The organism is Bradyrhizobium sp. UNPA324, from assembly GCF_006658635.1.
Classification (GTDB): Bacteria; Pseudomonadota; Alphaproteobacteria; order Rhizobiales; family Xanthobacteraceae; genus Bradyrhizobium; species Bradyrhizobium nanningense.
On the sequence record NZ_LFJD01000004.1, the window covers coordinates 4,267,109 to 4,290,959 of the forward strand.

Consider the following 23,851-nt stretch of genomic DNA (forward strand, 5'->3'; position numbering starts at 1 on the left):
GAGAGGGTGTTTCCTCAGCGAGACTCCCGACGCGGAGACTGCCCTCACCCGCGCCTTCGGCGCGACCTCTCCCGCAAGCAAGCGGGAGAGGTGAAGTGCCTCATGTCGCGACGTCGTAGCGGTCGAGGTTCATCACCTTGGTCCAGGCCTTGGCGAAGTCCTGCACGAACTTCTCCTTCGCATCTGAGGTCGCATAGACCTCGGCGAAGGCGCGGAGTTGCGAGTGCGCGCCGAAGATGAGATCGACGCGCGTGCCGGTCCACTTCACCGCATTGGTCTTGCGGTCGCGGGCCTCGTAGCTGCCGTCGGCGGCCGGCGTCCACTGCGCGCTCATGTCGAGCAGGTTGACGAAGAAGTCGTTGCTGAGCGTACCCACCTTCGACGTGAGGACGCCGTGCTTCGAACCGTTCGCATTGGCGCCGAGCACGCGCAGACCGCCGACCAGGACCGTCATCTCAGGACCGGTCAGTCTGAGCAACTGGGCACGATCGACGAGGGCTTCTTCCTGCTGCAGGAACTGATGCTTCTTGCCGACATAGTTGCGGAAGCCGTCGGCCCGCGGCTCGAGCGGTGCAAAGGATTCCGCGTCGGTCTGCTCCTGCGAGGCATCCATGCGGCCCGGCGTGAAGCCGACCTTCACGTCCACGCCGGCATCCTTCGCGGCTTTCTCGACCGCAGCGGTGCCGCCGAGGACGATGAGGTCAGCGAGCGAGACCTTCTTCGCGCCTGACGAGGCGTTGAAGTCCTTCTGGATCGTTTCCAGCTTGCCGAGCACCTTCGAGAGCTGAGCCGGCTGGTTGACCTCCCAGTCCTTCTGCGGGGCCAGGCGAATGCGCGCGCCGTTCGCGCCGCCACGCTTGTCCGAGCCGCGGAACGTCGAGGCCGACGCCCAGGCAGTCGAGACCAGCTCGGGCACCGACAGGCCCGATGCCAGGATCTTGCTCTTCAGCGCGGCGACGTCCTGCTCGCTGACCAACTCGTGGTTCACCGCCGGAATCGGGTCCTGCCAGATCAGCGTCTCCTTCGGCACCAGCGGGCCGAGATAGCGCTGGATCGGACCCATGTCGCGATGGGTGAGCTTGAACCAGGCGCGGGCGAAAGCGTCCGCGAACTGAGCCGGGTTCTGAAGGAAGCGCCGCGAGATCTTCTCGTAGGCCGGGTCGAAGCGCAGCGAGAGGTCGGTCGTCAGCATCGTCGGCCGATGCTTCTTCGACTTGTCGAAGGCGTCGGGGATGATCGCGTCGGCGCCCTTGGCGGTCCACTGGTGCGCACCGCCCGGGCTCTTGGTCAGCTCCCATTCGAAATTGAACAGGTTCTCGAAGAAGTTGTTGCTCCACTTCGTCGGCGTCGTCGTCCATGTCACCTCGAGACCGCTGGTGATGGCATCACCCGAATGACCCGACGCGTGCTTGCTCTTCCAGCCGAGGCCCTGATCCTCGAGCGCGCCTGCTTCCGGCTCCGGTCCGACCAGCGAGGGATCGCCCGCGCCATGGGTCTTGCCGAAGCTGTGGCCGCCGGCGATCAGCGCGACGGTTTCCTCGTCGTTCATCGCCATGCGCGCGAAGGTCTCGCGGATGTCCTTGGCCGCGGCGACCGGATCCGGCTTGCCGTTGGGGCCTTCCGGATTGACGTAGATGAGGCCCATCTGCACCGCGCCGAGCGGCTCGGCGAGCTGGCGTTCGCCGCTGTAGCGCTCATCGCCAAGCCAGGTGCCCTCGGGACCCCAATACAGCTCTTCCGGCTCCCACACGTCGGCGCGGCCGCCGGCGAAACCAAAGGTCTTGAAGCCCATCGATTCCAGCGCGACGTTGCCGGCGAGCACCATCAGGTCGGCCCAGGAGAGCTTGCGGCCATATTTCTGCTTGATCGGCCAGAGCAGACGGCGCGCCTTGTCGAGGTTGGCGTTGTCAGGCCAGCTGTTGAGCGGCGCGAAGCGCTGTTGTCCGGCGCCGGCGCCACCGCGGCCATCGGTGATGCGATAGGTGCCCGCGCTGTGCCAGGCCATGCGGATCATGAGGCCACCATAATGACCGAAGTCGGCGGGCCACCATTCCTGTGAGTCGGTCATCAGAGCGGTCAGGTCCTTGATGACCGCGTTCAGATCGAGCGACTTGAATTCCTTGGCGTAGTCGAACTCCTTGCCCATCGGATCGGACAGGCTGGAATTCTTGTGCAGCACCTCGATATTGAGCTGCGTCGGCCACCAGTCGCGGTTCACGCGCGTGGGTTTTCCGCCCGAAAACGGGCACTTCGAAGTGTCGTCCATGATTACCTCCTCTGGTGGCGTCCGACGGCGCCTTGGACCAGGTAGAACCACTCTAAGCGTCGCAATCGATCAGGGGAAGTTGACTTTAATGATCGCTGCGATAGGTTTTTCTGATGATCAACGTGACGCTGCGTCAACTCCGGTACTTTGATGCGCTGGCGCGCCACGGTCATTTCGGCCGTGCGGCCGAGTCTTGCTCCATCTCGCAACCGGCCTTGTCGATGCAGATCAAGGAGTTGGAGGAGGCGCTGGGCGGCCTGCTGCTGGAGCGCAGTGCGCGCCAGGTGGCGCTGACCCGGTTCGGCGAGGAGCTCGCGCAACGCGTCCGCGACATTTTGCGCTCGGTCGATGAGCTCGGCGATTTCGCCCGCGCCTCGCAGGATCGCTTCGCGGGCCGCTTACGCATCGGCATGATCCCGACCATCGCGCCCTATCTCCTGCCCACGATCACCAAGAATCTCACGCGCCTACATCCAGAGCTCGACATCCGCGTGCGCGAGACCATGACGCCGCGGCTGATCCAGGAGCTGGTGGAGGGGCGGCTCGACACCGCCATCGTCGCGTTGCCGGTGTCGGAGCCCTCGCTCACCGAAGTCGCCTTGTTCGAGGAAAAATTTCTCCTGGTCCGGCCAAGCTCCGACGAGGGGACGCCGGCCCCCTCGCGCGAGAGGATGCGCGAGATGCGGCTGTTGCTGCTCGAAGAGGGCCACTGCTTCCGCGATCAGGCGCTGTCGTTCTGCAACATGCAGTCGGCGCCGCCGCGCGAGATGCTCGATGCCAATTCGCTGTCGACGCTGGTGCAGATGGTGAGCGCCGGCATCGGCGTGACCTTGATCCCGGAGATGGCGGTGCCGGTGGAGACGCGCTCGGCCTCTGTCTCGCTGACGCGCTTCCGCGACCCCGAGCCGTCGCGCACCATCGGCATGGTCTGGCGCAAGACCAGCCCGCTGGCCCGGCAGCTGCTGCAGATCTCCGAAGTGGTGTGCCTGTCGGCTGGCAAGGTGCGGGCGGGTCCGGCCGCGCGCATTCACCGGACCTGAGCGCCAGATGTCGCATCCGGTCATCCGTCCCGCCCGCGCAGACGAATACGATGAGGTCGGCCGAGTCTGGATGGAGAGCTGGGTCTCGACCGGCCTCGGCGAGGCCAGCGACTTCCTGCTGGCAAACCTGCGCGCGCGCATCCGGCGCGAGATCGAGGACGGCTGGAGCCTGTTCGTCGCCGATGATCGCGGCACCATCGCCGCCATGCTGGCGCTGCATCTGCCAAAGCATTATCTCGACATGCTGTTCGTCGCGCCGGCCTATCAGGGCCGATCGCTCGGCCGGCAATTGCTTGCCTTCACTCGCACGCAGATGCGGGATGAGATGTACCTGCGTTGCGTCCGCGAGAACGAAAAGGCCTGGCGCTGGTACGAGCGCGAGGGTTTTGTGTTCGAGAAGGAAGAGATCGAGCCGTCGAACGGATTCATGATGAAATATTATCGGTGGAAGCGGCAGCGATCCAACGGATAGGCGACGATCTCGGGGTGCAGCTTGCGGTTGTCACGACCCCCCCTTAGTGTGGTGCGTGCGATGACCTCCTGCTTCTGATCCCCTCTGGAATCCATGTTTCGATCTGCTGCCTCAGTGCTCGTTCTGCTGATCTTTCTGGCTCCGGCAGCAGCACAATCCCCGCCTGCAACCACCGGGCCCGCCGCTCAGTCCGCGCCACAGGCAAAGCCGACAGCCAAGAAAGCGACCGCGAAACCAAAGGCGGCAGCCAAGTCTGCGGAGCCAGCGACGACCGGTCCTTGTGGCGTCGGCGTGATTGCGGGGATCGGAGACGTCTTCGTCGTCCAGAAGATCGGTCTGACCGTGTTCGGCAACGACTACGCAGAAGTCCCGGTATCTTGGGGTCTCGACGATCTCGTCTTTGCGCGGGCGCGGGCCGCAGCAGGCAACGCGCCGGTCCGACGCATTGCTTACGCCAAGGGCGCGCTCGATTCCTACTATCACCCCAAATCGGGCCTGTTCCGCAATCAGCGCCAAGAGTTGTCGAACCTGATCCGACAGATTGCGGGCAATGCCGGTTGCGAGCGCTATCTCGTCATCATGCGTAGCGAAGGACAGCTTGACGGAACCAATCAGTCGCTCAGCGGCGTCGGCATCTTCAGCCGGGGTGTCGGTCTCATCTCCTACGCCTATGTCTTCGCCTATATCGGCGTGACATGGGTCGACGGCCACACCTTCGAAATCATGAAAGGCCCCGCCGTGACGTTCGAAGGTGTTATGAAGCATATGGCGGACAACTTCGTGTCGAACGAGCTTTTGCAGAAGGTGGACAAGTCCATGTTTCCGGAGGCGGCCGCGGACTCCGCCAACAACACCGCCCTGCACGACACCACGCGCGACTTTCTGACAAAGCGGCTCGACAAGATCTTGCCGCCCTACTTCGCGCAGTAAGACGCGTTCGGGTGCGACGATGAACATTCTCGCTGCGGTACTGGTATCGTATGCGCTGCTGTCGCCGACGGGCGGGCAGGTGCAACCGGCGCCGAAGCCGGAGGTGGTCAGGCCGCCTGCGGCGAAGAAGCCGGCTGTCGCTCCACGTGTTCCCGCAGAAGGGGGTCCGTGCCAGATCGGCGTCATTCCGATTGCCGGCGACCTGTTCATGGTCGAGAAATTCGGTCCCCTGAAGTTTCTCGACAAGTATGCGCGGACTTCGGTCGCGGCGTGGGCGCTCGACGACCTCGTCGTCTCGCGCGTTCGCGCCGCCGCGTCCGGCAGTTTGGTCCGGAGAATCCCGTATGCGCCGAAAGAGCTCAGATCGGGAGGTCGTCAGGAGCAGACTTCACTCTTCAGGCCCTACCGCGAAGCGGCGGCGATCGGGAGCTTCGTTCAATTTCTCGCGCCACGGCTCCGCTGCGAACGCTACCTGGTCGTTCACCGGCACGGCGGAACGCAGCGGGAATACGGCATTGGCATCTCGCAATACCCGTATGGCGGACCCGTACACCTCTTCGCCATGATGTTCATCCGGATCTATGACGGCCGGACCTTCGAGTTGCTCAAGGAGGCGCCTGCCTTGATGACCGAGGACACCTATATCGAGCGCATGCGGGCTAATTTTCTCGGCGGCCCCTCGATGCAGTTGGAACGCGCGATGTTTCCGGAAAAGCCTGCGGACGTGGTCGGCAATCCTGTGCTCCGCGAGGGCGTACGCACGATGTTGACGAAAAGCCTCGACAAGACATTACCCTCCTTGCTGCAACGACCGGCGCAGACTCAGCCGCGCTGACTGAAGACGCCCGCCGGGTTTGTTGACCAAGTTGTGGCTCTCGGACGCCGCATACGCCCAGGCGTAGTACGTTGCGAATGCGCGGCAAACGCGGCATGAATCGCCCGCTCTTCGCCTCTCGCCCACGAAAGGTCCCTCACCATGATCAAGCTCTATTGGTCGCCCCGCTCGCGCTCGTTCACGACGCTCTGGCTGATGGAGGAGAGCGGCCTGGCCTATGAGCGCGTGCTGACCGACATCTCGACCGGCGCGCAGAAGGCGCCGGACTATCTGAAGATCAACCCGATGGGCAAGGTGCCGGCGCTGACCGACGGCGACGTCGCGCTCGGTGAAGCCGCCGCGATCTGCGCCTACATTGCCGACCGTTATCCCGAGACCAAGCTGGCGCCGGCGGTGACCGATCCGCGCCGTGGACGGTATCTGCAATGGCTGTTCTTCTCGCCGGGCTGCATCGAGCCCGCCATCATCCAGATCTTCACCAAGATCGAGATTCCGACCTCGACCGCGGCCTGGGGCAGCGCCGCGCAGGTATTCGACGTGCTGGACAATGCGCTCGCCAAGGGACCGTGGATTCTGGGCGAGGACTTCTCGGCCGCCGACATCACCATCGGCTCGGGCCTGAATTTCGCAGTGCGCCTGTTCAAGATGGTGCCGACGCGCCCCGCCTTCGATGCCTATCTGGCGCGCTGCATGGCGCGGCCGGCGTTCCAGCGCGCGGAGAAGATCGCGGCGGGGTGAAACCGCACGCTTACAATTCGATCTTGAGCACGGCGAGCCCGGACTGCTGAAGCAGTCCGGAAGATGTCGCTGCAACACCGTAGCGGATGCCGAGATCAAACCCCTTGCCGTCGGCCGCGACGAGGCCCAGTGCGGTCGAGTAGATCCAGGGCGACAACGCAAGGCCGCCTGTGACGAAACTATCGCCGCCGCCGGCAAATGCCGACTTGATCTGCAGTCCCTGGCTCAACGTGTTGTAGCCGACGCCGACATCGCCAGTGAGATAGACCTGCTTCGTGATCTGGTACGCGCTCTTCAGCCCTGCCGTCAGTGTCAGTTCGCGATAGGTTTGCGAATCCACGTTGAGGCTGAAGCCGCCCGCGCCACCCTCTTGATAGGCGGGTGAGCGAACCTGCCCATAGTCCAGCCGCAGCGACGGCGCGATCGTAAGCCCCGGCTCGGCCGAAATCAGCTTGCGGACGCCGGCCCCCACGTGACCGCTGTAGGAACGATAACCGGCGGCGGCCATGCCGTTGATGAACGTGAGCGAACGGCTCTCGCCGCTGTCATTCAGCGCGCCGTCGAGCTGGCCGTCGACCTGAAAGCCATGGCCGAGGGCATAGGCCCCGTAGAGACCCGCCTGATAGGAATCGATGGCAAGCCGGTTCGGGACGGCATCGTCGCTGCCGGTGATGGCTTGATGCGAATAGGCAAACACGCCGCCGAGCATCGCGCGCGAGGAGATCGTCGTGTCCGCACCGACGGCAATGCCCCCGCCGGACGCGTTATAGCCCGGTACGCCGCCGACGCTGTCCTGCCGAATGCTGCCGCCGAGCGGCTTCATCCAAAGATTCCGCTCAGGCGTGACGCCCATGTTCAGCCCAATCACATCGTCCAGTCGCCCCGTCATCGCCTGCTGGAACACGCGCTGCGTGGCGTAGGTCGCCTGCGATGCCGCACCGGTGAGAACCGGCAAGGTCTGGTTGACCGCGTTGACCAGACCGGAACCGCTGAGATTGTCGAGCGCGGTGAAGCCGGTTGCCATGCTGCCGGTCCAGCCGAGCGATGTCGCCGACAGGCGATAGAGCATGTCGGCCGCGCCTAAGCCCGCGCGGCTGTTCTGCGCCTGAAGCGTTTCGGCATAGGGGCGCACCAGGGAGAGATAGGCGACCCCGCCGGTCGGATTGCCCGAGAGATCGTAGGTGCTGACGAGCATCTGTGCGCCCGACGCGTCGCCGCCGGCGGTGCCATAGAGGCTGGCGAGCGTGCCCTTCGAGAGCGTGTTGAAGAGGACATTGCCTTCTGGAGTGACAGATCCCAGCAGCGTGAAGTTGGCGGCAGAGCTGCCGGCGGGTGCAACGCCCGCGCCCCAGAAATATCCGTTCTGGTAATTCGTAATGACGAAACGGCCGGGGGCCGACGTGCCGAACAACGCGTTGCTGGCAATCCGCCACGGCGTGCCCGAGGTCCACGCCCATTGCGGGACGGAGTTGGCGGGAACGGGCTGCGAGGCCGGCGGCGTGAACGTCGCGGGATCGTAGGGCAGCATATAGGCCCAGTGCGTCACCAGCAGACTGTCGCCTGTGATCATCTGCATTTCCATCGCGGTGACGCCGTTGATGGTTCGCATGTGGCCGAGGCCGACCGTCACCGCGCCGCCCGACGTCGGCCTGAACAGCATCGTGATCTGGCCCGCGGTCGTGACGAAACCCTGGATGGTCGAGGTGTCGGTCAGCAGCGCCGGCCCAAGCTTGAGCTGCGCAACGCTCGTTCCCGTGAACGAGCCGTTGGTCGCCGTCGCGAGCGACCACAGCGTCTGGTCGCCGATCGGGATCGGACTGGAAAAGCCCGTCTTCGGCGCGGCATAGGCCAGCAGCTGCGCCGTGGGGACGTACCAATTTGTGTTGGAGAGGGTCGGGTCCCAGATCGCCGACTGTGCCAAGGCATGCGAAGCCCCGCAGAGCAGCATGGCGCCCGCAACGGACGCCAGCGCGCTCGCGCGACCCATCGCATGCACCGTCGGCACGACCACTCCTCCCGAACCGCAGGGGATACGACCCTGCGGCGCCACCGCGGGAAGCATGCATAATTCTATTGCGGAGTCAGCCCCATGATCGTGGGGCAGGAGGAAACGTCGCGGCGCGATCGCCGAGAGATGGTGGGCACGGCGCGCGAAGAGCGCTCCTTTGCCCACCCTACGCCATCTTGCCTATTCCGACTTCAAATCGTCCGGCCGCGGCATCAGGACGATGTTGTAGCCGGAATCGACATAGTGGATCTCGCCGGTGACGCCGCCGGAGAGATCCGACAAGAGATACAGCGCCGAGCCGCCGAGCTCGTCGAGCGTGACGCCGCGGCGCAGCGGCGAATGCTTTTGCATGAAGGCGAACATCGCGCGCGCCTCGCCGATGCCGGAGCCCGCGAGCGTGCGGATCGGACCTGCGGAGATCGCGTTGACGCGGATGCCGCGCGGTCCGAAATCCGAGGCGAGATAGCGCACCGAGGCTTCCAGCGCCGCCTTGGCCACGCCCATCACGTTGTAGTTCGGCATCGCGCGCTCCGAGGCGCCGAAGGTCAGCGTAATCATGCTGCCGCCCTCCGTCATCAGCTCGGCGGCGCGCTTGGCGACTTCCGTGAACGAGAAGCAGGAGATCACCATCGTGCGCGAAAAATTCTCGCGGCTGGTGTCGGCGTAGCGACCCTTCAGCTCGTTCTTGTCGGCGAAACCGATGGCGTGAATGACGAAGTCGAGCTTGCCCCATTTTTCGCGGAGCACGGCGAAGGTGGCATCGACGCTGGCGATGTCCTCGACGTCGCAAGGCAGCACCAGATCGACACCAAGCTGCTCGGCCAGCGGCTTGACGCGCTTGCCCAGGGCTTCGCCCTGGAAGGTGAAGGCGAGCTCGGCACCGTGGGCATGCAGTGTCTTCGCCATGCCCCAGGCGATCGAATGATCATTGGCGATGCCCATGATCAGACCGCGCTTGCCTCTCATCAAACCTTCCATCTCGCGATTACTCTCCGCTGTCCGTCATGCTCGGGCATAGCCGTCCTAAGGACGGCGTCGCTTCGCTCGCCTATGTCCCGGGCATCCACGTTCTTCCGCAACCGGTAGCAAAGACGTGGATGGCCGGGACATCATTCGCGAAGACGCGCTTCGCGCTTTTGCCCGGCCATGACGAAGAAACTACCAGTTCGTACGCAAGCCCTCACACATCCATCCGGCTGAACACCAGCGTGGCGTTGGTGCCGCCGAAGCCGAAGGAATTCGACAGCACGGTGCCGATCTTGACGTTGTCGATGCGCTTGCGCACGATCGGCATGTCGGCGAAAACAGGATCGAGCTCCTGGATGTGGGCGCTTTCGCAGATGAAGCCGTTGTTCATCATCAGCAGCGAGTAGATCGCCTCCTGCACGCCGGTGGCTCCCAGCGAGTGGCCGGTCAGCGCCTTGGTCGCCGAGATCGGCGGGCACTTCTCGCCGCTGCCGAACACCCGACGAAGCGCGTCGATCTCCGGAGGATCGCCGGCCGGCGTCGAGGTCGCGTGCGGATTGATGTAGTCGACCTTGGTCTTCACCGTCGACATCGCCATGCGCATGCAGCGCTCGGCGCCTTCGCCTGACGGCGCGACCATGTCGTAGCCGTCCGAGGTCGCGCCGTAGCCGACGATCTCGCCGTAAATACGGGCGCCGCGCGCCCTGGCATGCTCGAGCTCTTCCAGCACCAGCACGCCGGCGCCGCCGGCGATGACGAAGCCGTCGCGGTTGACGTCGTAGGGACGCGAGGCCGTGGCGGGCGTGTCGTTGTACTTCGAGGACATCGCGCCCATGGCGTCGAACAGCACCGACAGCGACCAGTCCAGCTCCTCGCAGCCGCCGGCGAAGATGACGTCCTGCTTGCCGATCTGGATCGTCTCATAGGCATTGCCGACGCAATGATTCGACGTCGCGCAGGCCGAGGAGATCGAGTAGTTCACGCCCTTGATCTTGAACCAGGTCGCAAGCGTCGCGGAGGCCGTGGACGACATCGCCTTCGGCACTGCAAACGGTCCGACGCGCTTCGGTCCCTTGGTGCGGGTGATGTCGGCGGCCTCGACGATGGTGCGGGCGGATGGACCGCCAGAGCCCATGATGATGCCGGTGCGGATGTTGGAAACTTCGTCAGGCGACAGGCCGGAGTCCTGAATCGCCTGCTCCATCGCGACATGATTCCACGCCGCGCCCTGACCGAGGAAACGCATGGCGCGGCGGTCGACCACGGTCGCAGGATCGAGCGACGGCGCGCCTTGCACCTGCGAACGAAAGCCGAGCTCGGCATATTTCTCAGCCCGAGAAATGCCCGACTTCGCCTCGTGAAGGCTCGCAAGCACTTCCTGGGTGTTGTTTCCGATCGACGAGACGATACCCATCCCGGTGACCACAACCCGCCTCATGACAGCCTCGCCCTGCTCGTTGTCTTCTCGTTCTCTTCGTGGTGATGCGCGTTAGCCCAGGCTCGTGCCCTGCTTGAACAGACCGACCTTCAGGTCCTTGGCGCGATAAATAATCTGCTCGTCGACCGAAAGCCACCCGTCGGCGATACCGAGCACCAGCTTTGAACGCATCACGCGTTTGATATCGACGTTGTACACAACCTTGCGCGCCTCGGGCAGCACCTGGCCGCTGAACTTCAGCTCGTTCAGGCCGAGCGCGCGACCACGACCTTCGCCCCCGGTCCAGCCCAGATAGAAGCCGACCATTTGCCACAGCGCGTCGAGGCCGAGGCAGCCGGGCATCACCGGATCATTCTTGAAATGGCAACCGAAGAACCAGAGGTCGGGCTTCACGTCGAGCTCGGCCCGCACCAGCCCCTTGCCGAACTCGCCGCCATCCTCGTTGATGTCGGTGATGCGATCGAACATCAGCATCGGCGGCAACGGCAGCTGGGCATTGCCCGGGCCGAACATCTCGCCGCGGGCACAGGCCAGCAGATCTTCGTATTCGTAACCGTTGCGCCTGTTCAGCATGGACGAGCCTCTGTTTGAATTCCGGTTGAGCGGCGTTTTTTGGCGAAAATGGGCCCCGTCTCGGTCGGAGAGCAACGCCAATTGCCACCGTCAGGCGCGGCTCCCGCATGTCCCGGATGGACTGCCGGCCGGGCTTCCATGCCCGGCTGCGCCAAAATCGGCTAAGCGGAACCGCGCGCTCTCTAACACAGGCCATTCGGGTGGCAAAGTGCATCCATGAAGGTAAAATGACGCGATCCCGGCCGGGTTCCAAGCTTGATTAGAACCTCTCTAGTTGCGAGAAACTTGCATCTGCATCTTTCTGTTCTTATATTGCGGAGAGATATTGTTCACGTGTGCCCGAAATCTGGAAATGAGCGAGAATACCGCGCCCCATCACGACGACGACGTCCACGCCGCGGCCCTCTTGTCCGGCCGCCAGCCGGCTTTGACCGGCTGCCCCTGGCACGACGTCAACGAAATGCTCCAGTCCGCCGGGCTCCGTCCGACGCGCCAGCGCATGGCGCTGGGCTGGCTATTGTTCGGCAAGGGGGCACGCCACCTGACGGCTGAAATGCTGTACGAGGAAGCGACCCTGGCCAAGGTCCCGGTGTCGCTGGCGACCGTCTACAACACGCTGAACCAGCTGACGGATGCCGGCTTGCTCCGACAGGTCAGCGTCGACGGCACCAAGACCTATTTCGACACCAACGTCACCACCCACCACCATTACTACCTCGAGAACAGCCATGAGCTGGTGGACATCGAGGATCCGCATCTGGCGCTGTCCAAGATGCCGGAGGTGCCCGAGGGTTACGAGATCGCGCGCATCGACATGGTCGTGCGGCTGCGCAAGAAGCGCTGAGATCGTCCTGAAATCGAACTGAGACGTCATGGCCGGGCTTGTCCCGGCCATTGTCGTTTTACGGGGTCATTCCGGGGGCGGTGCGCAGCACCGAACTATGGTGCACGCTCGCGCACCTGAGGTCTGGTGCTTCGCACCATCGCGGGATGACGCTTCGCGTCAATTCACCTGCTCGTCCGAATACACGCCCCAGAGTCGTTCCTGCTGGATCCAGCCGTCGAAGCCGTTGCCGGTGACGCGGCACCAGTTTGCGGCGCACTTCTTCACCTGGGTGACGACGCCGGCCTGGAGCCTTGCTGCAACTGCACTGTCGGGATCGGCGCGATCGTAAATCGGGGCGAGATCGTCCTTGTGCTTCATGGTGACTACCGCTGTGCGGCGGCCCGACAGCAGCGAGTGATAGACCCAGCCCTCGGCGCCCTCGGAATCGCGCACCCGGCGCCAATTCTCGAACTCAGCGGTAATTTCGACCGGCAGGCCCGCGCGGGTATAGACCCAGGCCACGTCATTGTCCTTGGTCGGGCCGGCGCGAACATTGACGTGATCCGACTTGAGGCTGACGTAACGCGGCACCGGCAGGCCGCTGGCGGTCTGCGGGGTATTATCCTTGGCCGAATGCGAGGGACCGACCGAGGCGCTCCACCAGGTGCAAACGAGCGCCATCACCGAACAAAAACGCCCCAACGCCATCAACCCGTCTCCTGTCGAGGACCCGGCCTTGCCGGACCCTCACCCCGAAATTCCAAACCCTGCCGCGCAGATCCCGACCCGCCCCACGCGGGTGTTCCCCAAGCCTCGCCCGTGGTTCTTGTCTTGGCCCGGCCTTCTGCTAGAGAGGACGGGCACTTGAACAACCAGTTTGCCCCGATTTTCCGGCCGGAAATCTCGGGAGAGCTTGAAGGAAACGCCGGGGACGGACACGGCAAGGGCAGTGTCGAACAACCGGGTTAATGAGGCCTCAACGACTAGCCTTTGGCGACAGAGGCGGCCTGCGACGCCTCATGAGAGCAGGACATGTCGGTGAAGAAAAAGCCCCTCGTCGTCGTGACGCGCAAGCTGCCGGATTCGATCGAGACGCGCATGCGCGAATTGTTCGACGCGCGGATCAATCTCGATGACACGCCGATGTCCACCGAACAGCTCGCCGAAGCCGCGCGCACCGCCGACGTGCTGGTTCCGACGGTCACCGACCATATCAGCGCCGACATCGTCAACCAGCCCGACTGCAAGCTGCGGCTGATCGCCAATTTCGGCAACGGCGTCGACAATATCGACGTCCAGGCCGCCCACGCCCGCGGCATCACCGTCACCAACACGCCGAAGGTTCTCACCGAGGACACCGCCGACATGACTATGGCGCTGATCCTCGCCGTGCCCAGGCGAATGATCGAAGGCGCCTCGATCCTGACCGAGGGAAAACCCTGGGCGGGCTGGTCGCCGACCTGGATGCTGGGCCACCGCATCGGCGGCAAGCGCCTCGGCATCATCGGCATGGGCCGCATCGGCCAGGCGGTCGCGCGCCGCGCCCGCGCCTTCGGCCTGCAGATCCACTATCACAACCGCCGTCCCGTCGCGCCTGTCATCGCTGAAGAGCTTGGCGCGACCTATTGGGAAAGCCTCGACCAGATGCTGGCGCGGATGGACATCATCTCGGTGAACTGCCCCCACACGCCGGCGACTTATCATTTGCTCTCGGCGCGGCGGCTGAAGCTGATCCGCAAGGACGCCTATATCGTCAACACCGCGCGCGGCGAGGTCACCGACGAGGACACGCTGATCAAGCTGATCGAAGGCGGCGAGATCGCCGGCGCCGGGCTCGACGTCTACGAGCACGAGCCCGCGGTCAACCCGAAGCTGGTGCGGCTCGCCAAGGCCGGCAAGGTGACGTTGATGCCGCATATGGGTTCAGCCACGATCGAAGGCCGCGTCGAGATGGGCGAGAAGGTGATCATCAACATCCGCACCTTCCTCGACGCCCACAAGCCGCCGGATCGCGTGCTGCCAAGCATGCTCTGATCGCCGCGACGCTCAGGTGCGATGGGCGCTGAGGTCGGCGACCACAGGCCCGTCGCCGTTGAGCGGATTGGCCGGATCACGCGCGTAGCGCAGCGTCTCGAAGCGCATCGCGCGCGCATCGATCATCAGGAGGCGGCCGACCAGGCCGTCGCCGAAACCGACGATCTCGCGGATCGCTTCCAGCGCCATCATCGAGCCGAGCACTCCCGCCAGCGCCCCCATCACGCCAGCTTCGGCACAGGCCGGCACGGTGCCGGGCGGCGGCGCTTCCGGAAACAGGCAGCGATAGGTCGGGTTGAATTCGCCCTGCTCGTTCCTCTCATGCGCGCGGATGGTCGTAAGCGAACCGTCGAAGGTACCGAGTGCCGCGGTGATCAGCGGCCGCTTGGCGAAGAAGCAGGCGTCAGAGGCCAGATAGCGCGTCGAAAAATTGTCGGAGCCGTCGAGTACGAGATCGTAGTCGCCGATCAGGCTGAGCGCATTGTCGGCATTCAGCCAGGTGGCGTGGCCGACGAAGCGGACATGCGGATTGAGCGCCGCGATCCGTTCGGCGGCGCTCTCGACCTTGTGCCGGCCGATGTCGGGCGTGGCGTGGATGACCTGGCGCTGCAAATTGGACAGCGACACAACGTCGTCATCGACCACGCCGAGCGTGCCCACGCCGGCAGCGGCGAGATACATCAGAGCGGGCGCGCCGAGGCCGCCGGCGCCGATCACCAGCACGGAGGACCGCTTCAGCGCGGCCTGGCCGGGACCACCGACATCGCGCAGCACGATATGGCGGGCATAGCGTTCGAGTTCGTCCGGGCCCAGCATCGTCTTTCGTTCCTCTCACTCCTCATGGTGAGGAGCCAACACCTGAACCACCCAATATTGTTCGCGACCAACGAGATGTGCTTCAATGGCACTGCGTTCAATGGGCTGGTTGGATTTGTCATGAGATCGATGCTTGCGGCAACCTTGATGTTTGCGGCTGCCACGGCTGCGAACGCCCAGATGACGACGCCGCAGATCCCCGGCACCAAGCCGAAGACGGTCCAGACCGTGCCGATCCAGCCTCCCGCGATGCAGACGCCGTCGGCGACGGCGGATGCCATGGCAAAAGCCGAGCGGCTGGCGCTGCAATCCGACCTCGCCTGGGTCGGCCAGTACAACGGCGCCATCACCGGCGACGTCAGTGAGCGCATGGTCAACGCCATCAAGGAATACCAGAAGGCCAAGGGCGGCAAGCCGACCGGCGTGCTCAATCCGCAGGAGCGCGCCGCGCTCGCAGAGACGGCGCGAAAGAAGCAGGACAGCGTCGGCTGGAAGATCGTGACGGAGCCGACCAGCGGCGCCCGGCTGGGCATCCCCTCGAAACTGGTGCCGCAGCAGACGAGCGACGCCAACGGCTCGAAATGGACCTCGCCGACTGGGACCGTGCAGGTGCTGCTCAGCCGCCGCAAGGAAGCGAACCCGACCGCGGCAAAACTCGCGGAGCTGGAGAAGGGGCCGTCCGGGCGCAAGGTGGACTACACCGTGGTGAAGCCCGACTTCTTCGTGCTGTCGGGCTTGCAGGGCCTGAAGAAGTTTTACGTCCGCGGCACCTTCAAGGGCGACGAGGTCCGCACCATGACGATCCTCTACGACCAGGCGACGGAGAACACGGTCGAGCCGGTCGTGATCGCGATGTCGAGTGCCTTCAATCCGTTCCCGCCGGGACCGCAGGCCGGGCCGCCGCCGCGCAAGACCGTCGAATACGGCACCGGCCTCGTCGTCAGCGACGATGGCGCGATCGTTGCCGACCGCCTCGTCACCGACAGCTGTCTTGCGATCACCATCGCCGGTCACGGTAGTGCCGATCGCCTTGCCGAGGACAAGGAGCATGGTCTTGCGCTCCTGCACATCTACGGCGCACGCGGCCTGAAGCCGCTCAGCCTTGCCGGTGGCGCAGCGAAGACGAGTGTCGATATCGTCGGTATCGCCGATCCGCAGAGCCAGGGCGGCGCAGGCGGCGTGTCGATCGTCAAGGCTGCATTGGCGCCGGTCCCGAGCAGCGATTCCGTGCTGTCCTCGCCGCCGGCGGTCGGATTTTCCGGTGCTCCGGCGATCGATGGCGACGGCAAGTTCGCCGGCATTGCGCTGTTGAAGCCGGCAATGGTGGCAGGACCTGCGATATCGGTGCCGGCCTCGCAGGCGGTGATGGTGTCTGCCGATGCGGTGCGCGATTTCCTGAAGGCGAACGGTGTCGCGGCGAACGGCACGTCGACGGATGCTAAATCTGCCGTCGTCCGTGTCATCTGCGTTCGGAAATAGCATGTTGCGGCGTCTCATCCCTCTTTCCGCGACGGCAGCGACTGCGCTGCTGAGCTTTTCGGCTTGGGCACAATCGCCGGCGCTGCCAACGCCGAAAGTGGAGGAGGTAATGGTGAAGGTGGCGCTGCTGTCGCTCAACGACGCCAATCTCACCGGCAACTACGATGTCCTCTATGCAAAAATGGCGAGACCCTTTCGCGAACGCTTTTCAGCCGCCACGCTGAAGCAGGCATTCGCGACCTTTGCCGGACATCACATCGACGCCATTGCCGGCATGCCGATTGTGACCACGGAAGAGCCCAGGATCGGCGAGAACGGCGCGCTATTGTTGCGCGGCCATTTCGACACGGCTCCATCGCGGCTGAGCTACGCGCTGGACTACGCCATGTCGGAGGGCGAATGGAAGTTGATCACGATCGACGTCAAGATCCGATCGCTCCAGACCAATGCGACCGCCACCGACCTTGTTGCGCGCGCCGCTGCCGACCTCGCGGGCAGCGGAGCACAAAAATGAGAGCCGTCAGGCGAGCCTGAACCTGATCCCGCTCCCCGCAAGGCCGCCCGAAATGCCGACCGGCGTACCGTCGGCGCGCCAGCAGGCGGCGCCGGTCATGGTGCCGTCGTCGTGGAAGGCGATCCCGTTCATGCCGCCGGCGACGGTCGCAACGGGCAGCACCGTGTGGCCGAGCCCGGTCAGCTTCGCGCGCACATTCTCCGGCACCGTCTGCTCGACCTCGAGCGCGTTGCCCTCGGTCCAGACCCTGGGCGCCTCGACGGCCTCCTGCAGGCTCATGCCGTGGTCGATCAGATTGACCAGCGCCTGCATCGCGCTCGGGAAGATGCGCTTGCCCCCCGGCAAGCCGAGCGCATAGCGCAGCTTGCCGCCCTTTAACGCCATCATCGGCGACATCGAGGTGGTGACACGCTTGCCCGGTGCCAGCGAGAGCGCGTGGCCCGGCCGCGGATCGAATAGATTCATGTAGTTGTTGGCGATGGCCCCCAAGCCCGGGATCATGATCTTGGCGCCGAACAAATTGTTGATGGTCTGCGTGGTCGCGACCACGTTTCCGAAAGCGTCTGCCGCCGTCATGTGCGTGGTGTGCGCGCCTTCGAGCTGCGACACGCCGGCGCCAAAAGCCTGCGCCCGCGCTGGGTCGATGACGCGGCGGCGCTCCTCGGCATAGGCTTTCGAGGTCAGCTTTTCCACGGGAACGCCAACATAGTCAGGATCGCCGCTGGCCGCGGCGCGGTCGGCGAAGGCGATCTTCAGCACCTCGGCGAGATAGTGGATCGTCTCTGACGTGCCGAAGCCGAGGGCGCCGATGTCGTAGCCCTCCAGAATGTTGAGCATCTGCGCGATGTGAACGCCGGACGCGGCGGGCGGCGGCGGGCCGAGGATGGTCCAGCCGCGATAATCGGCACGGATCGGCTGCCGCTCGACGGTCTTGTAACCGGTGAGATCGTTGCGACGGATGAAGCCGCCGGACTTCTCCATGTAGTCGACCAGGATATCGCCGAGGGATCCCTCGTAGAGCGCCTTCTCGCCGTGATCGGCGATGGTGCGCAGCGTGTCGGCATATTCGGCCTGCACCACGCGCTCGCCGACCTTCAGCGGCTCCCCGCCAGGCAAGAAGATCGCCGCGATCGTCCGGTCCTTGCGCATCTCGTCAGCGCACTCGCTGATGCACTCGTGGAGGTATGGCGTCGCCGCATAGCCGCGGGCTGCATGTTTGATCGCGGGCTGCATCACGTCGGCGAGGCTCATGGTGCCAAACCGGTGCAGGGTCTCGCACCAGGCCTTTAGCGAGCCCGGCACCGCGACGGCCTTCGGACCGTTGAGGTTCTCGTTGCCGACGGTGTCGAACACGTCATGCGCCGAGCCGGGCTTCGACGTGTAGGTGGTGTCGCGAACGGCCGAGGGCGCGGTGCTCTGGCCGTCGATGAAGCGATGGCTGCCGTCGGCCAGCCGGATATGCGCCATGCCGCCGCCGATGATGCCGACCATCATCGGCTCGACCACGGTCAGCGTGAACAGGGTCGCGATCGCCGCATCGATGGCGTTGCCGCCGGCGGCCAGCATCTCGGCGCCGGCGCTGGAGGCCAAGGGATGGTTGCTGACCACCATGCCGCGGCTCGAGACCGCCGGCATCTTCTGGCAGTCAAAGGTGGTTGTTGTCCGGTCGCGCCAGTTGCCGCTCATCGCCTGCCCTTTCCGTTCACCGCAGCGAGCACATCATACGTGCGACTACTGGTCCAGTAATGGTACGGATTAGCTGGCATTCGCTATTCCGCCATCATCGTTGCCGTTGATTCGGACCTCCGCGATCCCCTTTGGATCGGGCCGGCACGTCCCTGAGCGAGAAGAGCTCGGCATCGAGATCGATGCACGTTCGCGTGGCGTATTCCTGACCCAGGCACTCCAAAGGATTGAACTTCAAATGCACACGATCGTACTGGCTACCCAAAAGGGTGGCAGCGGCAAGAGCACGCTCGCTATCGGCCTCGCGCTCGCGGCCAAGCAGGCCGGCTTCACGGTCCGCCTGATCGAGACCGACCCGCAGGGCACCCTGTCGAACTGGCAGCGCCGCCGCACCGCCGATGATCTCGTCGTCGAGCCGATCTACCATGCCGCCGACATCGAGCCGCGCCTGAAGATGCTGGCTGACAGCGGCCTGCAGCTCGCGATCGTCGACACCGCGGCAGGCCTGTCCGCCGCCACCACCGCTGCGATCCGTCATTCCGATCTCTGCCTGATCCCGGCCCGCCCGAGCGTCGCCGACATCGAGGCGACGGCCTCGACGCTCGGCGTCGCGCGCGCCTGGAAGCGGACCTACAGCTTTGTGCTCAACCAGACGCCGATCCGCGGCCAGCGCATCGACAATGCCGCGGGCGCGCTCGCCGAGGAAGCTTCGCTCGATCTCGCAGAGGTGCTCGCGCGCCCGCTGATCGTGATGCGCAATGATCACCAGGATTCGCTCGCGCGCGGTCTTGCGGTGAGCGAATTCGCGCCGAACGGCAAATCTGCGGACGAGATCCACGGCCTCTGGCGCTGGATCGAGACCCGGCTCGAGCTTGAAGCCACGACCAATGTCCCGATCGACCAGGTGATGGCGGTTGCAGACGGCATGCTGCATGTCGCCGCCGATCTTTCGACGGACGACACCACGACACTGGCGTCCTGAGCGGACGATCGCTCAGACGGAGGTCGGCCCTTCGCCATCCGGAAGGGCCCAGCGACGAAGCAATCCAGCCGCCAGCCCGGTCGGATTGCTTCGCTTCACGCTTTTACGGAATGCTGGACCTCCCCTAAATCGGTGGACATAGCTTAGGCAGCGAGAGGTGTCAGATGGCAAAACGGCAACGTCGGTCCTATTCGGACGAGTACAAGCGACAGGCAGTTGATCTGGCTTTGTCGAGTGGTCGCTCGGCGAAGTCGGTATCGAAGGAGCTCGGGCTTGACGGCTCCGTGCTCAGCCGATGGGTGAAGGAGCGGAGCACGGTGGCAGCCTGGATTGCCTCGCTGCGCTCGCAATGACGAAGTAACTCTCACCGAGAATGCGCTTCGCGCCCTCGCAACCAGGCCTCACGCCGCACGATCCATTTCTCGGCCTTCGACTGCCCTCCGTGATGTGGCAGCTCGATGAAGCCGACGAACTCCGCGCCGGTCTTCTGCTTGACTCGCCGCGAGGCTTCGTTGGTTGCGGCATTGCAGACGTAGAAATGATCGAGGCCGAGTGTCAGGAACGCAAAATCGCTTACGGCGATGATCGCTTCCGTCATCAATCCGCGGCGCCAGTAAGGCTCTGCCAGCCAAAAGCCGCGATTGCCTTTCAGGCCTTCGGCGCGCGGCCGAAGATGGATGTTTCCGATCGCTTCGCCGTCACCGCCCCTAAGCACCAGCACCCAGAGATGGATTTCCTGGCCGGCTGAGACCTTGTCGAGCTGCGTCCTGACGAAAGTTTCGGCGCCGTCCGCCGGATACGGCCAGGGCACGACAGTGGAGAGATGCCGGATGATATTCCAATTGTCGAAATGGCGCTGGATCGCCGGCACGTCGGAGAGTGCGAGCGGACGCAGGATCAGCCGTTCGGTTTCAAGCTGCGGCGTCTGCATGGGCAGCTATTTCTGACATTTCGGACACCAGAAGGTCGACCGGCCGTTCTGCGTGAACCGCTTGATCGTGCCACCGCAGCGCGGTGTCGTACATTTCTCGCCCTCGCGGTCATAGACCTTGAACGAGTGCTGGAAGTAGCCGAGTTCGCCCGAGGTCTGGCGATGGTCGCGCAAGCTGGAGCCGCCGGCCTTGATGGCATCGTTCAGCACGGTGTGAATTGAGCTGACCAGCCTCTTCGCATGATCGGTCGGCTCGCCCCCGCCGACGCCCTTGGTCGCGAGCGTCGCGGCGATCCGGCGCGGCGACAGATGCGAGCGATGCAGCGCCTCGCAGACATAGATGTTGCCGAGTCCGGCGACCACGCGCTGGTCGAGCAGGGCCGCCTTCAGGCTCGTTGTCTTGCCTTCGCAGGACCGCGCCAGCATCGCGGCGTCGAACTCGTTGCCGAGCGGCTCGGGACCGAGCCCACGCAGCAACGGCTCATCTTCGAGCGTGTTGCGCGCGATCACTTTCATGTAACCGAAGCGGCGCGGATCGTTGAAGACGATGTCGGCACCGGAGGACATCCGAAACAGCACGTGGTCGTGCACGGTATCCTTCCCCCGCGGGTAGTGAAACTCGCCAGGCACGGCGTCGTTGTCCGGCTTGATGACGCGGAACGAGCCCGACATGCCCAGATGCATCAAGAGCACATCGCCGGAGGCGAGATCGGCCATGAGATATTTTGCCCGGCGGCCGAGCCCCGTGACGACCTGCCCCTGGAGCCGGGCCACGAAGTCCGGCTGGAACGGAAAGCGCAGGTCTGGCCGGCGAGCCTCCGCGACAAGGATTTTCGCGCCCTCCATGACGGGCTGAAGGCCGCGGCGGACGGTCTCGACTTCGGGCAATTCAGGCATGGTCAGGCATTCACCTTATGAGGGCGGTGTGATAGCGCCATTGCGGCGGGCGCGCTATGGTCCGCCCAGTGGAGTAGAGTAATGGATCGGCCGGGCGAAACCACGCATTTTGGCTTCAAGGACGTTCCCCTCGGGGACAAGCAGACGCTGGTGAACGACGTGTTTCACAGCGTGGCGTCGCGCTATGATTTAATGAACGACCTGATGTCCGGCGGCCTGCACCGGGTCTGGAAGGACATCATGATCACGGCGCTCGATCCGCCCAGGAGCGATCGGCCGTTCGCACTGCTCGACGTTGCCGGCGGCACCGGCGACATCTCGTTCCGCGCCGCCAAGGCCGCAGGTGCGGGCTTCCATGCCACCGTCTGCGACATCAACGCCGACATGCTGGCGGTGGGCCGCGAGCGCGCCGTCAAACGGCATCTCGAAACCCGGGTCGATTTCGTCGAAGGCAATGCCGAAGCGCTCGGCTTCGCCGATCGCAGCTTCGACGCTTATACGATCGCTTTCGGCATTCGCAACGTGCCGCGGATCGATCTGGCGCTGCGCGAAGCCTATCGCGTGCTCAAGCCCGGCAGCCGCTTCCTCTGCCTGGAATTCTCCACCGTCGAGATGCCCGGGCTCGACAAGCTCTATGATCTGTTCTCGTTCAAGGTGATTCCGCCGCTCGGGCGCATGGTTACGGGCGATGCCGAATCCTATCAATATCTCGTCGAATCGATCCGCAAGTTTCCGAAGCCTGCCGCCTTCGCGGACATGATCCGCGACGCCGGCTTTTCCCGCGTGAGCTGGCAGACATTGTCCGGCGGCATCGTCGCACTGCATTCGGGCTGGCGTTTGTGATCTCTGCCTTCACCCACATTTCGCGCCTGATCCGCGCCGCGTTCGTGTTTGCCCGCGAGGGCGTGTTTGGCTCGGTCGATCCGAGCCTGGTGCCGCCGCCGGGACAGCTCGCGCTGAAGCTGGCGCGTCTCGTCGAACGCCGCGGCGTCAAGCACGGCCCGCGGATATCTCGCGCGCTGACGCGGATGGGCCCCGCCTATCTCAAGCTCGGGCAATTCCTGGCCACGCGCCCCGACGTCGTCGGCGTCATCATGGCCCGCGACCTCGAAAGCCTCCAGGATCGTCTGCCGCCGTTTCCGCAGGACGAAGCCGAGGCCGCCATCGCGATATCGCTGGAGCGGCCGCTGAAGGACGTGTTCGTGAGCTTCGGCCCTCCGGTCGCGGCCGCCTCGATCGCGCAGGTCCATCGCGGCGAGGTCTTGCGCGACGGCATCAGCAAGTCGGTCGCGGTCAAGGTGCTCCGGCCGAATGTTGCCGCGCGTTTCCGCCGCGATCTCGCCGACTTCTTCTTCGTCGCATACAAGGCCGAGACCTACTCGGCGGAAGCGCGGCGGCTGCGCCTCATCGAAGTCATCAACACCATGTCGCGCTCGGTCGCCATGGAGATGGACCTGCGGCTGGAGGCGGCTGCGCTGTCGGAGATGGCGGAGAACACGCGCGACGACCCCGACTTCCGCGTGCCCGCGGTCGACTGGGACCGCACCACGCACAACGTGCTGACGATGGAGTGGATCGACGGCATCGCGCTGAACGATCACAAGCGCCTGGAAGAGGCACAGGTCGATTTACCCGATCTCGGCCGCAAGGTGATCCAGAGTTTTCTGCGCCACGCGCTGCGCGACGGCTTCTTCCACGCCGACATGCATCCGGGCAATCTGTTCCTCGATGACGCCGGCCGTCTCGTCGCGGTCGATTTCGGCATCATGGGCCGGCTCGGCATGAAGGAGCGGCGCTTCCTCGCCGAAATCCTGCTCGGCTTCATCACCCGCGATTATCGCCGCGTCGCCGAGGTGCATTTCGAGGCGGGCTACGTGCCCGCGCATCACTCGGTCGAGAATTTCGCGCAAGCGATCCGCGCCATCGGCGAGCCGATCCACAACCGCACGGCGGAAGAGATCTCGATGGCGCGGCTCTTGACGCTGCTGCTCGAGGTCACCGGCCTGTTCGACATGAGGACGCGGCCCGAGCTGATCCTGCTGCAGAAGACCATGGTCGTGGTCGAAGGCGTGGCGCGCGGCTTCGATCCCAGGCTCGACATCTGGAAGGTCGCCGATCCCGTGGTGCGCGAATGGATCGAGCGCAATCTCGGTCCGATCGGCCGGGTGCAGGGCGCGCTCGCCGGAACCGGGGACGTCGCGCGGGTGCTGATGCGCCTGCCGGAGATCGCCGAGCGGTCGGTGAAGGTGCTCGAGCAGCTCGAAACCATGACGCGGGAGGGCATCAGGCTGTCGCCGGAGAGCATCGCCGCGATGGGTCGCAGCGAGGGCCGCAAGAACCGTTGGCGGACCGTCGCGCTCTGGATCATCGCCGCGACCTTCATCGGGATCCTGATAGCCGTCCGGAATTTGTGATTGCAT

The 23,851-nt window shown here is 64.6% G+C and carries 23 protein-coding genes; 13 read left to right on the forward strand and 10 right to left on the reverse strand.

What is annotated here, in order from left to right:
• Positions 1–100 precede the first annotated feature (100 nt).
• The gene (gene katG / locus UNPA324_RS20480; RefSeq protein WP_128921220.1) at positions 101–2,266 is read right to left on the reverse strand and encodes a catalase/peroxidase HPI; all 2,166 of its coding nucleotides are present in this window, start codon (positions 2,264–2,266) and stop codon (positions 101–103) included.
• A gap of 113 nt (positions 2,267–2,379) precedes the next feature.
• Between katG and UNPA324_RS20485 the strand changes: the two genes are divergently transcribed.
• The 5 genes from UNPA324_RS20485 to UNPA324_RS20505 all read left to right on the forward strand — a co-directional run bounded on the left by UNPA324_RS20485 (position 2,380) and on the right by UNPA324_RS20505 (position 6,281).
• Positions 2,380–3,306, forward strand: a complete 927-nt coding sequence (locus tag UNPA324_RS20485) for a hydrogen peroxide-inducible genes activator (RefSeq protein WP_128921219.1) — start codon at positions 2,380–2,382, stop codon at positions 3,304–3,306.
• Between the two features lie 7 nt (positions 3,307–3,313).
• On the forward strand, positions 3,314–3,778 hold the full coding sequence (locus tag UNPA324_RS20490) for a GNAT family N-acetyltransferase (protein ID WP_128921218.1): 465 nt from the start codon (positions 3,314–3,316) through the stop codon (positions 3,776–3,778).
• A gap of 291 nt (positions 3,779–4,069) precedes the next feature.
• Positions 4,070–4,708, forward strand: a complete 639-nt coding sequence (locus UNPA324_RS20495) for a hypothetical protein (protein ID WP_246667191.1) — start codon at positions 4,070–4,072, stop codon at positions 4,706–4,708.
• Positions 4,709–4,727: 19 nt separating this feature from the next.
• Complete coding sequence (locus tag UNPA324_RS20500; RefSeq protein ID WP_128921216.1) at positions 4,728–5,543, forward strand: hypothetical protein; 816 nt, start codon at positions 4,728–4,730, stop codon at positions 5,541–5,543.
• A gap of 141 nt (positions 5,544–5,684) precedes the next feature.
• On the forward strand, positions 5,685–6,281 hold the full coding sequence (locus UNPA324_RS20505; protein WP_128921215.1) for a glutathione S-transferase family protein: 597 nt from the start codon (positions 5,685–5,687) through the stop codon (positions 6,279–6,281).
• A gap of 10 nt (positions 6,282–6,291) precedes the next feature.
• Here the strand turns inward: UNPA324_RS20505 and UNPA324_RS20510 are convergent, their stop codons facing one another.
• The 4 genes from UNPA324_RS20510 to fabA all read right to left on the reverse strand — a co-directional run bounded on the left by UNPA324_RS20510 (position 6,292) and on the right by fabA (position 11,266).
• Positions 6,292–8,268 carry an autotransporter family protein gene (locus tag UNPA324_RS20510; RefSeq protein WP_502705467.1) on the reverse strand — a complete coding sequence of 659 codons (1,977 nt, stop codon included), beginning with the start codon at positions 8,266–8,268 and terminating at the stop codon, positions 6,292–6,294.
• Positions 8,269–8,469: 201 nt separating this feature from the next.
• The gene (fabI, locus tag UNPA324_RS20515; RefSeq protein WP_128921214.1) at positions 8,470–9,267 is read right to left on the reverse strand and encodes an enoyl-ACP reductase FabI; all 798 of its coding nucleotides are present in this window, start codon (positions 9,265–9,267) and stop codon (positions 8,470–8,472) included.
• A 202-nt stretch (positions 9,268–9,469) separates the two neighbouring features.
• Positions 9,470–10,693, reverse strand: coding sequence for a beta-ketoacyl-ACP synthase I (gene fabB, locus UNPA324_RS20520; RefSeq protein WP_141935673.1), 1,224 nt, complete (start codon positions 10,691–10,693; stop codon positions 9,470–9,472).
• Positions 10,694–10,744: 51 nt separating this feature from the next.
• Entirely contained in the window at positions 10,745–11,266 is a 522-nt protein-coding gene (gene fabA / locus UNPA324_RS20525) for a bifunctional 3-hydroxydecanoyl-ACP dehydratase/trans-2-decenoyl-ACP isomerase (RefSeq protein WP_128921241.1), read from the reverse strand.
• A gap of 352 nt (positions 11,267–11,618) precedes the next feature.
• On the opposite strand from fabA, the gene irrA reads away from it, so the two are divergent.
• The gene (irrA, locus tag UNPA324_RS20530) at positions 11,619–12,110 is read left to right on the forward strand and encodes an iron response transcriptional regulator IrrA (protein ID WP_008131763.1); all 492 of its coding nucleotides are present in this window, start codon (positions 11,619–11,621) and stop codon (positions 12,108–12,110) included.
• A gap of 159 nt (positions 12,111–12,269) precedes the next feature.
• Here the strand turns inward: irrA and UNPA324_RS20535 are convergent, their stop codons facing one another.
• Entirely contained in the window at positions 12,270–12,800 is a 531-nt protein-coding gene (locus UNPA324_RS20535) for an SH3 domain-containing protein (RefSeq protein ID WP_128921212.1), read from the reverse strand.
• Between the two features lie 324 nt (positions 12,801–13,124).
• Here UNPA324_RS20535 and UNPA324_RS20540 point away from each other — a divergent pair, with 324 nt between their 5' ends.
• The gene (locus UNPA324_RS20540; RefSeq protein ID WP_128921211.1) at positions 13,125–14,126 is read left to right on the forward strand and encodes a 2-hydroxyacid dehydrogenase; all 1,002 of its coding nucleotides are present in this window, start codon (positions 13,125–13,127) and stop codon (positions 14,124–14,126) included.
• Between the two features lie 12 nt (positions 14,127–14,138).
• Here UNPA324_RS20540 and UNPA324_RS20545 read toward each other — a convergent pair whose 3' ends face one another.
• Positions 14,139–14,942 (reverse strand): HesA/MoeB/ThiF family protein, encoded by an 804-nt coding sequence (locus UNPA324_RS20545; protein WP_128921210.1) that lies wholly within the window; start codon positions 14,940–14,942, stop codon positions 14,139–14,141.
• Positions 14,943–15,062: 120 nt separating this feature from the next.
• Between UNPA324_RS20545 and UNPA324_RS20550 the strand changes: the two genes are divergently transcribed.
• Positions 15,063–16,421, forward strand: coding sequence for a peptidoglycan-binding protein (locus UNPA324_RS20550; protein WP_181769457.1), 1,359 nt, complete (start codon positions 15,063–15,065; stop codon positions 16,419–16,421).
• Positions 16,422–16,530: 109 nt separating this feature from the next.
• Positions 16,531–16,935 carry a hypothetical protein gene (locus UNPA324_RS20555; protein ID WP_141935674.1) on the forward strand — a complete coding sequence of 135 codons (405 nt, stop codon included), beginning with the start codon at positions 16,531–16,533 and terminating at the stop codon, positions 16,933–16,935.
• 6 nt (positions 16,936–16,941) lie between these two features.
• Here UNPA324_RS20555 and ggt read toward each other — a convergent pair whose 3' ends face one another.
• On the reverse strand, positions 16,942–18,621 hold the full coding sequence (gene ggt / locus UNPA324_RS20560; protein WP_141935676.1) for a gamma-glutamyltransferase: 1,680 nt from the start codon (positions 18,619–18,621) through the stop codon (positions 16,942–16,944).
• 238 nt (positions 18,622–18,859) lie between these two features.
• On the opposite strand from ggt, the gene UNPA324_RS20565 reads away from it, so the two are divergent.
• A complete protein-coding gene (locus tag UNPA324_RS20565; RefSeq protein ID WP_141935678.1) occupies positions 18,860–19,603 on the forward strand; it encodes a nucleotide-binding protein in 744 nt (247 codons plus the stop codon).
• A 164-nt stretch (positions 19,604–19,767) separates the two neighbouring features.
• Complete coding sequence (locus UNPA324_RS20570; protein WP_141935680.1) at positions 19,768–19,956, forward strand: transposase; 189 nt, start codon at positions 19,768–19,770, stop codon at positions 19,954–19,956.
• Positions 19,957–19,967: 11 nt separating this feature from the next.
• Here UNPA324_RS20570 and UNPA324_RS20575 read toward each other — a convergent pair whose 3' ends face one another.
• Both UNPA324_RS20575 and mutM read right to left on the reverse strand, forming a co-directional pair.
• Positions 19,968–20,534, reverse strand: a complete 567-nt coding sequence (locus UNPA324_RS20575) for a GNAT family N-acetyltransferase (RefSeq protein ID WP_141935682.1) — start codon at positions 20,532–20,534, stop codon at positions 19,968–19,970.
• A gap of 6 nt (positions 20,535–20,540) precedes the next feature.
• On the reverse strand, positions 20,541–21,431 hold the full coding sequence (gene mutM, locus UNPA324_RS20580; RefSeq protein ID WP_128921204.1) for a bifunctional DNA-formamidopyrimidine glycosylase/DNA-(apurinic or apyrimidinic site) lyase: 891 nt from the start codon (positions 21,429–21,431) through the stop codon (positions 20,541–20,543).
• An 81-nt stretch (positions 21,432–21,512) separates the two neighbouring features.
• On the opposite strand from mutM, the gene ubiE reads away from it, so the two are divergent.
• Together ubiE and ubiB are read left to right on the forward strand one after the other, a co-directional pair.
• A complete protein-coding gene (gene ubiE / locus UNPA324_RS20585; RefSeq protein WP_128921203.1) occupies positions 21,513–22,274 on the forward strand; it encodes a bifunctional demethylmenaquinone methyltransferase/2-methoxy-6-polyprenyl-1,4-benzoquinol methylase UbiE in 762 nt (253 codons plus the stop codon).
• Positions 22,271–23,845, forward strand: coding sequence for a 2-polyprenylphenol 6-hydroxylase (ubiB, locus tag UNPA324_RS20590; protein ID WP_141935684.1), 1,575 nt, complete (start codon positions 22,271–22,273; stop codon positions 23,843–23,845). The genes ubiE and ubiB overlap by 4 nt, the downstream gene beginning before the upstream one ends.
• Positions 23,846–23,851 lie beyond the last annotated feature (6 nt).

Bases quoted from the DNA above. Each gene is read 5' to 3' on its own strand.
- UNPA324_RS20540 (WP_128921211.1), top strand. From the start codon at position 13,125: ATGTCGGTGAAGAAAAAGCCCCTCGTCGTCGTGACGCGCAAGCTGCCG.
- UNPA324_RS20555 (WP_141935674.1), top strand. From the start codon at position 16,531: ATGGTGAAGGTGGCGCTGCTGTCGCTCAACGACGCCAATCTCACCGGC.
- irrA (WP_008131763.1), top strand. From the start codon at position 11,619: ATGAGCGAGAATACCGCGCCCCATCACGACGACGACGTCCACGCCGCG.
- UNPA324_RS20490 (WP_128921218.1), top strand. From the start codon at position 3,314: ATGTCGCATCCGGTCATCCGTCCCGCCCGCGCAGACGAATACGATGAG.
- mutM (WP_128921204.1), bottom strand. From the start codon at position 21,431: ATGCCTGAATTGCCCGAAGTCGAGACCGTCCGCCGCGGCCTTCAGCCC.
- ggt (WP_141935676.1), bottom strand. From the start codon at position 18,621: ATGAGCGGCAACTGGCGCGACCGGACAACAACCACCTTTGACTGCCAG.
- UNPA324_RS20550 (WP_181769457.1), top strand. From the start codon at position 15,063: ATGAGATCGATGCTTGCGGCAACCTTGATGTTTGCGGCTGCCACGGCT.
- UNPA324_RS20510 (WP_502705467.1), bottom strand. From the start codon at position 8,268: ATGGGTCGCGCGAGCGCGCTGGCGTCCGTTGCGGGCGCCATGCTGCTC.
- fabI (WP_128921214.1), bottom strand. From the start codon at position 9,267: ATGGAAGGTTTGATGAGAGGCAAGCGCGGTCTGATCATGGGCATCGCC.
- UNPA324_RS20485 (WP_128921219.1), top strand. From the start codon at position 2,380: ATGATCAACGTGACGCTGCGTCAACTCCGGTACTTTGATGCGCTGGCG.
- UNPA324_RS20500 (WP_128921216.1), top strand. From the start codon at position 4,728: ATGAACATTCTCGCTGCGGTACTGGTATCGTATGCGCTGCTGTCGCCG.
- UNPA324_RS20545 (WP_128921210.1), bottom strand. From the start codon at position 14,942: ATGCTGGGCCCGGACGAACTCGAACGCTATGCCCGCCATATCGTGCTG.
- ubiE (WP_128921203.1), top strand. From the start codon at position 21,513: ATGGATCGGCCGGGCGAAACCACGCATTTTGGCTTCAAGGACGTTCCC.
- UNPA324_RS20575 (WP_141935682.1), bottom strand. From the start codon at position 20,534: ATGCAGACGCCGCAGCTTGAAACCGAACGGCTGATCCTGCGTCCGCTC.
- UNPA324_RS20570 (WP_141935680.1), top strand. From the start codon at position 19,768: ATGGCAAAACGGCAACGTCGGTCCTATTCGGACGAGTACAAGCGACAG.
- UNPA324_RS20505 (WP_128921215.1), top strand. From the start codon at position 5,685: ATGATCAAGCTCTATTGGTCGCCCCGCTCGCGCTCGTTCACGACGCTC.
- fabA (WP_128921241.1), bottom strand. From the start codon at position 11,266: ATGCTGAACAGGCGCAACGGTTACGAATACGAAGATCTGCTGGCCTGT.
- UNPA324_RS20565 (WP_141935678.1), top strand. From the start codon at position 18,860: ATGCACACGATCGTACTGGCTACCCAAAAGGGTGGCAGCGGCAAGAGC.
- UNPA324_RS20535 (WP_128921212.1), bottom strand. From the start codon at position 12,800: ATGGCGTTGGGGCGTTTTTGTTCGGTGATGGCGCTCGTTTGCACCTGG.
- katG (WP_128921220.1), bottom strand. From the start codon at position 2,266: ATGGACGACACTTCGAAGTGCCCGTTTTCGGGCGGAAAACCCACGCGC.
- fabB (WP_141935673.1), bottom strand. From the start codon at position 10,693: ATGAGGCGGGTTGTGGTCACCGGGATGGGTATCGTCTCGTCGATCGGA.